11 protein-coding genes and 1 pseudogene are annotated in these 12,622 nt (G+C 59.7%); 4 read left to right on the forward strand and 8 right to left on the reverse strand.

Annotated features, from left to right (window positions below):
- Positions 1-26 precede the first annotated feature (26 nt).
- The 7 genes and pseudogenes from HSR122_RS08780 to HSR122_RS08810 form a co-directional block, all read right to left on the reverse strand.
- Positions 27-794 (reverse strand): DUF7289 family protein, encoded by a 768-nt coding sequence (locus HSR122_RS08780; protein WP_229109298.1) that lies wholly within the window; start codon positions 792-794, stop codon positions 27-29.
- A gap of 27 nt (positions 795-821) precedes the next feature.
- Complete coding sequence (locus HSR122_RS08785) at positions 822-2,438, reverse strand: DUF7266 family protein (RefSeq protein ID WP_455428707.1); 1,617 nt, start codon at positions 2,436-2,438, stop codon at positions 822-824.
- A 208-nt stretch (positions 2,439-2,646) separates the two neighbouring features.
- A complete protein-coding gene (locus tag HSR122_RS08790) occupies positions 2,647-3,600 on the reverse strand; it encodes a DUF7261 family protein (RefSeq protein WP_229109302.1) in 954 nt (317 codons plus the stop codon).
- Complete coding sequence (locus HSR122_RS08795; protein ID WP_229109304.1) at positions 3,597-4,172, reverse strand: DUF7288 family protein; 576 nt, start codon at positions 4,170-4,172, stop codon at positions 3,597-3,599. Before HSR122_RS08795 ends, HSR122_RS08790 begins: the two co-directional genes overlap by 4 nt.
- A gap of 106 nt (positions 4,173-4,278) precedes the next feature.
- On the reverse strand, positions 4,279-4,734 hold the full coding sequence (locus tag HSR122_RS08800; RefSeq protein ID WP_229109307.1) for a DUF7287 family protein: 456 nt from the start codon (positions 4,732-4,734) through the stop codon (positions 4,279-4,281).
- Between the two features lie 119 nt (positions 4,735-4,853).
- A pseudogene (locus tag HSR122_RS08805) lies at positions 4,854-6,902 on the reverse strand (type II secretion system F family protein); the annotation flags it as partial.
- Positions 6,899-9,406, reverse strand: coding sequence for a type II/IV secretion system ATPase subunit (locus tag HSR122_RS08810; protein ID WP_229109315.1), 2,508 nt, complete (start codon positions 9,404-9,406; stop codon positions 6,899-6,901). The pseudogene HSR122_RS08805 and the gene HSR122_RS08810, both read right to left, overlap by 4 nt.
- A 114-nt stretch (positions 9,407-9,520) precedes the next feature.
- Between HSR122_RS08810 and HSR122_RS08815 the strand changes: the two genes are divergently transcribed.
- The 4 genes from HSR122_RS08815 to HSR122_RS08830 all read left to right on the forward strand — a co-directional run bounded on the left by HSR122_RS08815 (position 9,521) and on the right by HSR122_RS08830 (position 11,511).
- A complete protein-coding gene (locus HSR122_RS08815) occupies positions 9,521-9,820 on the forward strand; it encodes a hypothetical protein (RefSeq protein ID WP_229109316.1) in 300 nt (99 codons plus the stop codon).
- A 53-nt stretch (positions 9,821-9,873) separates the two neighbouring features.
- Positions 9,874-10,464, forward strand: coding sequence for a thioredoxin family protein (locus HSR122_RS08820; RefSeq protein ID WP_229109319.1), 591 nt, complete (start codon positions 9,874-9,876; stop codon positions 10,462-10,464).
- A gap of 256 nt (positions 10,465-10,720) precedes the next feature.
- Complete coding sequence (locus HSR122_RS08825; protein ID WP_229109321.1) at positions 10,721-11,005, forward strand: translation initiation factor eIF-1A; 285 nt, start codon at positions 10,721-10,723, stop codon at positions 11,003-11,005.
- An 83-nt stretch (positions 11,006-11,088) separates the two neighbouring features.
- Positions 11,089-11,511, forward strand: coding sequence for a DUF5796 family protein (locus tag HSR122_RS08830; RefSeq protein ID WP_229109322.1), 423 nt, complete (start codon positions 11,089-11,091; stop codon positions 11,509-11,511).
- A 28-nt stretch (positions 11,512-11,539) separates the two neighbouring features.
- On the opposite strand, the gene HSR122_RS08835 is transcribed toward HSR122_RS08830, so the two are convergent.
- Positions 11,540-12,475, reverse strand: coding sequence for a class 1 fructose-bisphosphatase (locus HSR122_RS08835; protein WP_229109323.1), 936 nt, complete (start codon positions 12,473-12,475; stop codon positions 11,540-11,542).
- Between the last annotated feature and the right edge of the window lie 147 nt (positions 12,476-12,622).

Raw genomic sequence — 12,622 nt, forward strand, 5'->3', positions numbered from 1 at the left:
CCGCTACGTCTGCAATTGCGATCGGTCTATGAATATGCAATCGAGATGATTGACCGACGAATATACACGCTATCGAGATCAGTGCTCGCGCCACACTGAACCGTTACCGACGTATCGGACTCTCCCGTGACCGTCCAGTCACCATCCGCGTTCTCGAAGTAATTAGCCCACTCTCTGGCACGACTCTCACCGGAGAACGTCAATTCCACCTCGATCGTATCGACCGTCGAAGCGTTGCCGGTTCCCGAAGACGAGACGGGATAGAGCAGCGTCTGGTCTGCCAGTCGGCCGGTGACTCGGAGCGTCCCCTCGCCGCCGATCTGCCGCTCAGTATCGCCTTCGAGGGTTACGAACGAAAGGATCGCTGTCCCGTCCGAACAGACGAAGCCGGGACCGCTGGTGATGAGTCCAGCATCTGATCGCTCTTGAACGCGAAACAGTGCGCCACTCTCGTACCCGATCCGGACATCGTTGCTCTCGTAGACAAGCGCGTTGAGCGGGAACGACTCGGTATACGTCTTGCCGGAGTCCGCTGTGACGTTCACAGTAGCTGAGGACGATGGCGAGAGCGTGAGCGACCCGCCGCTGAGATCGATTGCATCAGTTCGAGTTGTTGCCTGACTTTCCTCAAGTTCGGTGAATGACCGAGTGATCAGATCGAAGGTCCGTTCGGCGTTGTTCAGTTGCTGGTTCTCGTTGAACGACTCGAGCTCCGACAGCCCGAACGTCGCGACGAGTCCAACCGACGTGAGGATGATCCCGAACATCAACACGAATCCGACGACATCACTCACTGATCGGTCGTCCGCTCTCGGGGACATTTACGAACCCTCCTCCAGAACGACGCCCTGCAACTCGGGACTACGCTTGGGCGACAGTGAACGTAACTCGGCCTCGATCCAGAACGTGTCGGCGTCTTTGTTAATCCCCGAGAACGTCACCGTCCCGGAACCGGAATCGGCGTCATCGAGGGTTACCGAATTAGACTTGACACTGCCGCTGTTCGGCTCCCCGTAGACAGTCAATTCGATTTCCTCGCCGCTGTCGATGTCGGCGTTCAGTGAGCCCAGCTGGCGAGTCGAGTCGAAACTGACGACGATATCATCACTGACTGCTTCAACGTCGTAGCTCGAAACGTATCCCCGCTCAGGATCCACCACTGTTCGGTTAGTCGCACCATTCACCCAATAGCGGAGGCCAACTGCTGTGTCTTCTACATTGCCGCCGCCCTTGTATTTACACATACTGACAGTGACCGTCTCAGAGGGGTCAATCACAACCGGGTCATTATCGAACTCGCCCTCAGCACTCCGGAGTCGAACGATCGTCCCGTCCGGTTTGTCCCGTAAGTCGATCGACCCGAACTCATACTCCCTGTCCCAGACGCCATCGCCGTCTGTATCGAATGCGATCTCACTTCCGTTCTTGTACTCGAGCTTGTTTATGTTCTTGACGTCAGCTGCCGGGTTGATGCTTAGATGCGTCACTCTAGCAGCGTCTCCCCACTCGTTGGTCACACTGAATGTGGTACCGACGCCGCCACACCTACTTCCGCCACCGGCTCCGGAAGTAAAGTCGTCGTTATACGCCAGACCCGAAACACGCATCAGGCGCGTCTGGGTCGATCGTGCACCCTCGTCGTCCTCGACCTGTAAGGTCACGTTGTGCTTTCCGGGCGACAGCGATGTGCTGTACGTCTCGCTCCCCGAGTGTTCGAGCGAACCGTCGATGTGCCACTCGTAATCGACGATCGTTCCGTCCGGGTCGCAGCTGTCTGCCGCGTCGAAGTACACCGGAGTTCCACTCTCTGGGAAATCAGGAGAAAACGTGAACTTCGGGATAGGGGGTCGGTTCGTCGGATCGATCACCTCGCCGTACTTGTTGCGATCGATGTCTTGCCCGACACCGATCCGCATCGTTCGCGTCATCGGCACGACGGCGCCGCTACTGCTCCCGCCGCTCGTCTTCGTTGCTGTGAGTATGAACTCCGAGCCCGAGCGCGTCAGGTCAGCGGATACGTCCGAAGGGACCGAAAGCGGTACTATCTGTGAGACGTCTTGGCCAACCACAGACATAGCGAGACAGGTGTCGGTCACACCAGCACAGGCCCCCGAGGTGTTCTCGTACGACACCCTGTATTCGTTGCCGGCGATTGCGTCCGGGTGCTCGACAGTCACCGTGACTGATCCCCCCTGTTCACTCAACGCGACAACTTTCTGAATGTCGTCAGCCAATCGATTCCCGATCGTATTCAATTCGTCCTGAGCTGCGTACTCCTGTTGATCGGTGAGAAATCCATTGGCCGTACTTAACAGTAGTACCAGCAAGACGCCGGTGATCCCGATCGTCAAGACGTGTGTGACGGGCGTCGAGAGCCCGCGATTGTCCCCCCGTACTGACTCGATGTTAGTTCCCCCGCGTCGTCTGCTGTCGGTCATTGTGTTCCCTCTCTCTGACTCACAGCGTGACTTGCTGTCGTCCCGGGTGCGCTGAGACGCTTAGATGGCAATACGATACCCGAGCCGTCCCGCATATGTCCCGTTGTTCCCGGCCATAATATATAAATACTATGCCGTGATTGACGAGCGCGAAAAAGCTTCATTACGAACTCTTAGATCGCGACTCACAGGGGCTGCCCGAGACACCTCATGATCCGTAGACCGAAACGTTTCTCGTCGTAGTGAAGTCAGTCTGATCAGATCGATAGGTCAAATCGACTTGCCCCTTCCAGACAATCGGTGACAGACAGGGGCCGGGATCCCCTGGTGAACACGCTGAATAATCATCCGTACTCCCGTTTGACCACTCCGTGTCGACCGCCAGATCGTACTGCCCCTCGATGTTGTCACCGTTCGAGACGTTGACGGAGTACGGCGGAGACAGCGTCTCGACCCCGCGGAACGTACACTCGCTGGCAAACGCTTTACCACTCCGCAGATCCAGCAACACTCGGCCACCGGTCGACTCGCAAGTAGTTGTATCAGCACCGCCAGCACTATCTGTTGTCTGCACCCGCAAGTCGGCCCCGTTCCCGCCGTCCGAACGGTTGAGTTGGTACGAGATCGCTTCGCTCTCCCCGTTGACTTTGATAGTCGTGTGTTCGCCACTCGTGTTTCGCAAATCGACGTTGACCACGAACCAGCCGATATCGACTCGATCGTTGGTGAACGACCAATTTGAGACCGTTGCTCCGCTACTCGAATACGTGAAGTTCCGATCACTGCTCTGTACGATCCTCGTTGCTGTGGTGAGCGTCTGGTTGTACGACACGTCGACGAATGTCGAACCGGACGACGCATACATGCGAGCCATCCCATCACTGTAGTTGGCGACGTGGCTGTGGACGCTCTCGTCCAGTTCGGGAGTGTTCCTCGTCTCATTGGCGTGGTTGATCCGAAGCAGGAGGGATCGCACATCCTTCTGAGATTCGAACGTGAACTCACTGATCTCGGATGATTCGACGCGGTCCTCGCCTGTACCGACGTTCTCAGTGAACAGTACGGTGTTGACGACGACCGACAACCCGAGGATAATAACTGCGAGTGCGACTGCGCCCACGAGCAACAACTGCCCGCGTGACGAGAACTGACAGGAGGTCACCAGACGATCACCCGTATTTCGACGATATTGTAGACCGGTCCGGGAACGGCGTTCGGGACCGGATAATACCCGCTTTTCCCGTCGACCGGATTCCGGGTCGGGTACGTGTCGTACTGCCACAACTCCGCTGACCCGGCAGTCGGCGACGTCAGCGTCATGTTATCGTAGAGAGTGATCCGATACGACGCGACGACTGCGCTGTCCGCGGGTGTCCCTCTGGATGCGATAACCGTTCGTTGTATCCCATCGGACTGATTCTTCGGCAGGTACCGCATCTCGACGTTGTACATCCGATCGCGTTCGTCGAACGTCTCGTTTAGCATCGTCCCCAGTGGACCCGGTAGCTGTTCGGTCCCGTACCCGATCCGTGGATTCACTGCCCCGTAGAACGTTTGCCGACGCTGTGACCAGTTGCGAGCGAGTTCCGAGAGATGACCGGTGTCGTTACTGCCGGAGACTGTGAGGATGTCTTCGGCCTGCTGTTTGATCTCCGTTCGGACACCCTGATCGACTGTTCCTCCTGTTGTCGGCGTGATCGTAACTGCCTGAAGCGCGTATAACAGCGCGGTCAATACGACAATAGCGCTGATAATGCCCTCTAGAGTGTATGCTTGCCCGCGATCAGTTGAACTGCCCCCACTCGGTACGTTTCCTGTGATTGAATCGATCTCTTTCATCTTACCACACTCGGACAACGAGTCGACATGCTGGAGAATATCCCTCAACTGTGACTATTCGTGCCGACGTTGCGACTTGTCTGTCGTAGAACGAATTGTCTGTGCCGTTGATCGTTTTCTCCCCGCTGAGCGTCTCGACAGTGATATTGATATTCGTCGTCCGTGGGAGTCCGTATCGATCGCGCAAGTCGCTTTCCGACTGATCGAGAACTCTCCACAGCCGCGTCTCGTTGAGGTGGTGTAGATCCGATCCCTCCGACAAGTTCTCGACCATCTGGGTTGTCACCTGTTCTGCCTGTGCCCGTTCGGCACCGCCGGCAGCGGATTGAAAAGGACTCAACAGCCCGGGAAACAGCGATAACACGAATATGAACACCACGAGGAAGACGCCGATTCCAACGGCGAAGTCCTGCAGTGTCTGTCCCCGTTCGTCAGTCAGGAGTCGTCCCCGTGCCATAGTCGTGTCACCCGCGTTCGAAGTCGCCGCAGATCGTGGCCGACGGGCCCCGCTGCCAGCAACAGGAGCGCCGCTTCGGCCGTCTCGTTGGAGCCACCACCGGTCGCGGTGTCGCCACCGCCGACGGCGATCCAGACCACCAGCGCGATGGTCCCGAGGATCACCGCGTACTTCACGCCTGATACGAGATTGACATCCCTGATATACCCTGCGATAAACGCCGAGAGAATCGCCTGCAGCGTCACGGCATGGAAGAACAACATCGACAGCGGGCCCAGTGATTCGACCTGGAACTGCCCGGAGCCGGCCTCGCTGCCGCCCGATGCCGCCGACTCCAGCCCCTGCATCGTATCCAGGAACTGTACCTTCAGCAGCGCGATCACGCCCAGCAACGTGAGATATGTCATGATGATGATCACGACCTGCATCCGCGTGCGGGACTTGCGATCGCGCTCGATGTCGTCTTGGTTCTCGCTGGCCTGTGCGGCCGTCGAGAGCACGTCCTGGATCTGACTGGAGGCCTCCTGTGCCTCGCTGATCAACTTTACCGTCCGCGCCATCCGGGGGACGTGGAACTTGTTGTTGAACTCCCGGAGGCTCTGCTTGAGGCTGGTCCCGTAGTTGGTCTTGGCGTGGATCGTGTCGAACTCGTCGGCCAGCCGTCCGGTCGACGTGTCGGCGACGACGTTGATCGACTCGAGCAGCGTCATCCCGGTGTCGTTGGCGCTTGCGAGTTTGCGGAGGTTCTCCGAGAGTTTGCCGATCACCGATTTCCGGTAGCGCTGATTCCACTCGTAGAAGATCGCCAGCGGGATGAAGTTGATGTACATCGGCAGGTAGATCCAGAAGAACGTCTGCCGGATCGGGTCTTCAGCCATCTTCGAGAAGAACCCGGTGCCGTCGGCCGTCTGGAACGGGAAGGGCAGCGCGGCCCAGCCCACGGCAATCGAGATGACGAGCGCGAGCAGCGAAATCGGGACCGTCAGCCCGAGCACGTACAGCGGGTTGTCACGGAAGAAAATGTGGGGCTGGCGAAAGATTTCCTTGAGCTGGTAGCTCCCCTCGCGGTTCTTGATCCGGTCGAAGACGTTGTACTCGCCGGTGAACTGCTCGACGAGTCCGAGGTTGAGAAGGCCGCCGGTCGTGTACGTCTGGATCCGCTCGCCCCGGTCGGCCTCGAGGTACCCGTCGCCGACAGTGTCGTGTGTCACGGTCGAGACCAGGACCAGAAACGCCATGCTCGTCAGCGGAATCAGCCCGTACACGGTCCCGTACATGAGCATCGGGTTCCCGCTTCCCATCATGTTCATAATCACGAGAATGATGATCAAAAGCAGCGGGAACAGCGAAATCGTCATGTACATCTCGCCGAACAGCTCCAGCGTCTCCAGGAGCTTTTCCTGCTCCTGTTTGGCCGTGCGCATGTGCTTGTTCTTCTGGTCTTCGAGGAAACTCGTCATGTCCCCGCCGGAGTTGATGATCGACAGCATGTCCGTCAGAAACTGACTGAGTTCGTCGCTGGGCGTCTGTAGCGCCTGATTCCGGATTGCGGTCCGATAATCGGTATCGAAGTACTCGGTCTCGAGAACGATCGACTGGAACTCCTTGGCGGCCTCGCCATAGGTGTCCTCGGCTTTGGCCATCGCCTCCAGAATTTCGAGCTGGTTGAGACCGCCGACCGAAAGCGCGTACATGAACGAGATTGAATCGGATAGCAGGACGTTGATCTCGCGCTTGCGGGCGCTCGATCTGAAATACGGGATCGACACGAGCGAGCCGAACCCGATGCTGAACCCGGTGGCACCGAAAAAGAGGCCGCTCACGAGGACGATCGCCGGCACCTTGAGGGTGTTGACGAGGTCGTTATACGGGCCGAAATTGATCCCGAGGATCAGCCATTCGTCCGGCAGAAACAGTGAGACGACGAGATAACCGAGCAATAGCCCGACGAGCCACAGGGCGAACCCGGCTATCAGCCCGACAGCGAGCGCCCTCGAGAGGAACATCTCGACGTTGTCGGCCATCCGCGCCTCCGCGAGTTTGTCCTCGACGTTGCTGACGAAATCCCCCTCTTCGTCGAACAGCCACTGGTATAGCGGGTAAAACGCGTCCCCGAGGGCACTGCTGCTCGCAAATCCCGCCTCGGTCGTACGCGTATCGAGACTCATTCTTCCTCAGATGCCTCCACACCGGCCTTCGGAACGAACTGACCGAAATCCGTCTTTTCACTCGTTTCGTCGACCGTGATATCCTCCTGAGTTTCGACGCCAGTCAGCGCTTTGACGATGTCGGGCGTCTCGGCCGAGCGCAGCTGTCGGAACAGCGGGTTGGCGTTGTCCAGGATCTCTTCTGCCTCCTCGAGGGTTTCGTCGCCGGGGTCCGGCCGCGGCACCAGCTCCTCCTTTTCGGCGTCGACCTCGATCTGGACCGACTCCATCTCCCGCAAGTCCTCGAGGCTCCGTGCGAGCTGGTCGTTGGCGATTAGCGTCATGATCGCGTCCGGATCGTTGATGAACGCCTGCAGCGTCGCGGCGACCTCCGTGTAGGTGTTGAGCCCGTTCTCGATGAGATACGCCAGCACGACCTTTCGCTTGAACAGTTCCTCGTCGAGGCGATCCTGATCCCACCCGCGGTCGAACTTGATCTCCTCGAGGGTGTTTGAGTTGCCCATCTGGATGAACTGGTCCGTGTCGGCCTGCCACTGGTAGACGTCTCTGACGTTGATCTCGTCGTTTTCCGGCGTGTATTCGTTGATTTCCGTCAACGTCTTGTTGCGCCTGACTTTCGAGCCGCCGACACGGGTCTGGGTCTGGATCGATACCAGATCCAGCGCCGTGAACAGCGTCTTCGAGACGTTGATCGGATCGGTCGTGAACCGCTTGATGACCTCGCCGACCGAGTCGGCGTGGAACGTGGTGTAGGTCGTGTGTCCGGTCGACATGACCTGAAACAGCGTCCGACCCTCCTCACCGCGGACCTCACCCATGACGATGTAGTCCGGTCGCTGACGGAGTGCGGCTTCCAGCAGATCGAACTCGTCGACATCGCCGGTATCGTCCTGTCCGAACGAAGGACGGGTCACCGAAGCGACCCAGTTGCGCTGTGGCAGTTCGACCTCGCGGGTGTCTTCGATGGAGACGATCTTGGAGTTGCTGGGAATGAAAAGCGAGATGGCGTTCAGGCTGGTCGTCTTCCCCGAGGCGGTACCCCCAGCGAAGATCATCGACTTGTTGTTCTCGATGCACAGCCAGAGGAACGCCATCTCGTCGAGGTTAAAGGTGTTCCAGTTGATGAGGTCGATCGGCGTGAACGGGACGTCCTTGAACTGACGGATCGTGTAGTTGGTCCCGTGATCCGAGACTTCCTTGCCGAGCGTGAGCTGTGCACGCGAACCGTCCGGCAGGGTCGCGTCGACCTGCGGCTGGCGTTTCGAGATGCCTTTGCCCGATCGCTGTGCGAGTTTCACCACGAAGTCGTCGAGTTCCTCGCGGCCGTGTTCGACGTTTGTGATGATGTTCTCGTACTCGGTGTGGTAGACGAACACACGGGAGTTGTATCCGTCACAGGAGATGTCTTCGACGTTGATGTCGTGTTTGATCGGGTCGATCTTCGAGTACCCGATGAAGTCACGCTTGAGGTAGTACAGGAGTTTCTCGACCTGGTACTCCGTGAGCGTTTTCGGATCGTCGTCGAGGACCGCCGGCTCCGGACGGGCTTTGATGCCTTCGAGTTCGCCCGAGGAGTCGCTGGCCTCGACGTCCATCCCCAGCAACTTCTTGAGTTTGCCGAACTGGCCGACGCCGTTGGTCGTCGGGCCGCTGTAGAGATCGTACCGATCAAGCAACTGCTCTGTCTCGCGCTGGATCACGTTCGCGCGCTCGGCCTGCGTCCCGTCGATAGCGGCCTCGTCGTCGGCGTACTTGATCGCTGTCCGGAGTTTCTTCGCCAGAAAGTCCCCGATGTCCTCTTCGATCGGGTTCAGGTACGGCTGGACGACGTAGTACTTGCGCTCGTTTTCCTTTCGGGAGTGGAAGACGATCGCACAGGCGTAGGGTTTGTTGACCCAGTACCGTTCGACCTCGTCGAAGTGCTTTTTCTTTTCCATCGGGACGGCCTTCTCCAGATCGTACCGATTGACGACTGTCGTGTGACCCTCTGTCGTCGAGAAGAACTCGTCCTCCTCGAGGCCCTCGTTGACGTCGACCGTGCGTTCGTCGACGATATCTTTCAGCACCCGTGCGTCGTCTCCGGCCTCGTGAAGTCGCTGTTCGGTCTCGTCGGGGTCGAACCCGAGATACTCCTCGGGTTCGAACGGGATCCTGTTCCCGTCGCCGTCCCGCGGCGGTTCGCCGTCGCGTTCGTAGTAGTACTCCTGCTTGAAATGCTCCCAGAGATACCTGCCTCTGGTGACCGGGGTCGATTCGACGTCGAGAAACGATTCCCAGTACTGGTTGAGCGTCTCGGCGGCCGTAGCCCCGTCTTCGAGTCGGTCCCCCGTATGATGGGGATCGAACCCGAGATACTTGCTCCGGTCGAAACGGCCACCGTCGTGAAACTCATGCCTGAAGTCAGTCCAGTCGTACCCACCCCCGGCACTGACGTTCTGCAACAGCCGGTCTCTGTCGGAGCGAGTCGCCTCACTCTCTCCCCCGTCAGTGTCATCGATTGCCATTAGTTTCTTGTTCTGCGGCTATCCCGGAAAAACTTTATGTAGAGAATATCATATTTGGTTCCTCGACGCTACCTGTCGGAAGTCTTAACACTCAGTGGTGCATATCCGGCGGCGATGGCTGAATCGACCGTTTCACAGCGCGGATGGGAACTCGTCGCCGAGCACGACGGGATGGCCTTGGTCCTCGGTGCGATCGTCGAACTCGACCCGGCCGAGTCCTACACCCGTGCGGAGCTCGCCGACGCCGCAGGGATGTCGCTCAAGGACCTCTATCTCTCCGAGACGATAACGGCACTGACAGATATCGGACTGCTCGACCGTGACGAGAGCGACGGCGAAGTGACCTACGCCATCGACGACGACTCGCCGGTCTACGAGCGTGCGGTCGGGTTCGAGCAGGCGCTGACAGAGTAGGCTCTGCTGTCGGCGACACCGCTTTCTCCCCGCCGCTCGTAGCCGGACCTGTCATGGTTTCGCTCGATACCGACGACTACCGACTCGAACGCGGCGACGAAGCACCGGCGTTCGAACTGACCGGCACGGACGGCCGGGACTACACCCTCGACGACTTCGGGGACTTCGAGGCGCTGCTCGTGGTCTTCACCTGCAATCACTGCCCGTACGCCAAAGCGAAGATGGACGAACTCAACTACCTCGCAGAGACCCACGACGACCTCGCGGTCGTCGGGATCAATCCGAACGACGCCGAGGAGTACCCCGACGACTCCTTCGAGCGCATGCAGGAACTGGTCGAGGACGGCACCGTCGCCTACGACGCCTACCTCCGTGACGGCTCACAGGAGATCGCAGCGGCCTACGGCGCGGTCTGTACGCCCGATCCGTTCCTGTTCGGAAACGAGGACGGGACCTTCCGGCTGGCCTATCACGGCCGGATCGACGACGCGCTGAATCCCGACGACGAGCCGACCGACTACGAGATGCGCGAGCACGTCGAAGCGGTGCTGTCGGGCGAAGACGTCGACGCCGAGGACAAGCCCTCCCGCGGCTGTTCGATCAAGTGGACGGACGGCAACGAGCCAGACTACTTCGAGGCCTGATACTGTACGCCCGTTCCATATCGACCGTCCAGCGTAGTGAACTCATACTGCCGGCTGTAACTTTTCGAAATGATTCGGCACGACGTCGTGCCGAATATCTTTACGAACTTACAGCCGGCAGTATCACCTCCGGGGCAGTCGCCTCGTACCACTGTACGATCGGAGCGGCGAACCGTCCCTGCACGAGGTCGACCCTCGTGCGTCGTGCTACCACGAATCTCCAATCACTTAACCGTGCCGGGGGGCTAGGAGGTGCATGAGCAACGAATCACAGCGCAAGAATTTGCGAATGCCGTCAGACAAGCAAGTATTTGCCGTCGTCACACGACACGAGGGTGGCAACCACGTCCGACTCCAGTGTCAGGACGGCGAGACGCGAATGGGGCGAATCCCCGGACGGATGAAGTACCGGACCTGGATCAACGAGGGCGACGTCGTCATCGCCGAACCGTGGGACTGGCAGGACGAGAAGGCCAACGTCGAGTGGCGTTACGACGAGCAGGACGCCCAGCAGCTCCGGCAGGAAGGCCACATCGAGTAGTCGTCCGATAGACCCCCCGATCAGCCGGACCGTCCGGGACCGCGAACGCGACTCTTTTGCCCGTCAAAGCCGAACCCGACCGCATGAACCGCGCCAGTGAGGTCTCTCCGTCGACGCTCTCGGTCGAACTCACGGACGGCGGCATCGGGATCGAGTATCTCGACGGCCGACAGGTGTTCTACCACGGCGTCCCCTCGAAGACCTCCGAAAGTCACCGAACGACTCCGGGAACGGACGTCCACGTGCTGGTTACCGACCGGGACGGGACCGAGGGGATCCTCGTGTATCTCAACGACCGCAAGACCGACGGAGAGATCCTTGAGGAGAGCGGCGTCGGGCGCGTCCTGTTGGCGGACGGCGAGTCGACGACCGTCTTCCCCGGCGTGACGGTCTCGCGGGACGGGTTCGCCTTCGAGATCGACGCCGACGTCGAGACCGTCGACGGACGCGTGTTCGTCTTCGAGGAATCGGAGATGGTCGAACGGCGCTACGAGATCGTCGCGTAGCACTCTCGGCGATAGGCCGCGACGATCGCTAGTCCCAGGGCGATTCGCGGGTCGTCACCGTGGGGTCGGTCGTCGCTCCGCCGAGCGTCTCGATCAGTTCGGCCAGCGGTTCGGGACTGCCGACGAACAGCGGCGTCCGCTGGTGTAGCCGCTCGGGTTCGGTATCGAGAACGGAGCGCTCGCCCTGATAGGACAAGCCGCCCGCCTGCTCGACGATGAACGCGATCGGATTGGCCTCGAACTGGAGGCGAAGTTTCCCCGAGGGTCGCGTCTCCAGACGCGGATAGGCGAACACGCCGCCGTGGCTGAGTACCTGATTCACGTCGGCGACGAGTGCGCCGCCGTACCGCCGCTTCAGCCGTCGCTGAACCGACATCGAGTACCGACGGAACGCGCCGGACCACTCGGGAACCGGCCCCCCGAACCCGTAGACAGTACCCGTCTCCGGGAGCGACACCGACGGGGTCAGTACCTCGCGCTCACCCTGAGTCAGGAGGTACTCCGTGACGCCGTCGCGGGTGGCGACCATCGCCGTCGTGGTCGGGCCGTACAGCACGTACATCGCCCCGATCAGGTCGCGGCCGCTGGCCGGGAGGCCACCGTCGTAGACGCCAACGATCGTCCCCACGCCGTTGTTCGAACTCAGGTTGCTGGAGCCGTCGAGCGGATCCACCGCGACGGACAGCCCGGATCCGATCGAGACGGGATCGGCTCGCTCCTCGCTCGCGTAGGTGCCGACACAGGCGAGTTTGCCGAGCCGGGATTCGAGCAGTTCGTCGGCGTAGACGTCGGCCGCGAGCATCTCCTCGCCGCTGGGATTGGCCTCGCCCTCGTAGCTTCGATGCGTCTCGAAGGCCGTGCGCAGTTTCGGAACGGTCTTGGCGACCGTGTCGACAATACTGGTAATACAGGCCGGTTCCTCCGCCGTCTTGAGGTCGTTCGACCCGGGGCCGGATGTCCCCATCTCGTGTGGGCGTCCTCGAAGAACACATAATATTCTTCTGTCTAGTGGCCTTAGTTCTGGTTTCAGGTTATACATCCCTAGAGGCCCTTACATTGTGGTAATACTTTCAATTTCGATGAACGATTACGTCACGTCTCGACGAGCCTG

The organism is Halapricum desulfuricans (genome assembly GCF_017094525.1).
Lineage (GTDB): Archaea > Halobacteriota > Halobacteria > Halobacteriales > Haloarculaceae > Halapricum > Halapricum desulfuricans.

What these genes read in the sequence shown, in the direction of transcription:
- HSR122_RS08785 (WP_455428707.1), bottom strand. Translation starts at nt 2,438, where the DNA reads ATGACCGACAGCAGACGACGCGGGGGAACTAACATCGAGTCAGTACGG.
- HSR122_RS08800 (WP_229109307.1), bottom strand. Translation starts at nt 4,734, where the DNA reads ATGGCACGGGGACGACTCCTGACTGACGAACGGGGACAGACACTGCAG.
- HSR122_RS08810 (WP_229109315.1), bottom strand. Translation starts at nt 9,406, where the DNA reads ATGGCAATCGATGACACTGACGGGGGAGAGAGTGAGGCGACTCGCTCC.
- HSR122_RS08815 (WP_229109316.1), top strand. Translation starts at nt 9,521, where the DNA reads ATGGCTGAATCGACCGTTTCACAGCGCGGATGGGAACTCGTCGCCGAG.
- HSR122_RS08820 (WP_229109319.1), top strand. Translation starts at nt 9,874, where the DNA reads ATGGTTTCGCTCGATACCGACGACTACCGACTCGAACGCGGCGACGAA.
- HSR122_RS08825 (WP_229109321.1), top strand. Translation starts at nt 10,721, where the DNA reads ATGAGCAACGAATCACAGCGCAAGAATTTGCGAATGCCGTCAGACAAG.
- HSR122_RS08830 (WP_229109322.1), top strand. Translation starts at nt 11,089, where the DNA reads ATGAACCGCGCCAGTGAGGTCTCTCCGTCGACGCTCTCGGTCGAACTC.
- HSR122_RS08835 (WP_229109323.1), bottom strand. Translation starts at nt 12,475, where the DNA reads ATGGGGACATCCGGCCCCGGGTCGAACGACCTCAAGACGGCGGAGGAA.